General features: G+C 85.9%; 1 pseudogene. It reads right to left on the bottom strand.

Annotated elements, in window-relative coordinates:
* Positions 1–210: pseudogene (locus tag PUR71_RS00615) on the bottom strand (hypothetical protein); the annotation flags it as partial.
* Between the last annotated feature and the right edge of the window lie 103 nt (positions 211–313).

Here is a 313-nt window from a genome sequence, read left to right on the forward strand (position 1 = left end):
CGGGGCCAGCCTCAGCAACGGCCCCGGGCGGGGGGCGGTCGGCTGCCGCCGCTGCGCGCTGACGGCCGGGTCCGTCGCCGGGCCGCCGGGCGCCACCCGGCGGGCCGCGTCGAGGATCTGGTCGGCGGGGCAGGCCGGGGCCGGGGGGCCGCGGGGGCGCTCCGGGGGGGCGGCGGGGCGGGGGCCCGACGCGCGCGGCGCGACCCTCAAAGAGCCTCCACCCGCGCCGGGCGATGGGCGGGGCACCGGCTGGGGGTTATCGGTGTGTGCCGCCGTTCGTGGGGCGGCGCGGGGGGGGGCCCCGCCCCCCCCC

The sequence above is a fragment of the Streptomyces sp. SP17BM10 genome (assembly GCF_036322405.1).
In the GTDB taxonomy this organism is placed as follows: Bacteria; Actinomycetota; Actinomycetes; order Streptomycetales; family Streptomycetaceae; genus Kitasatospora.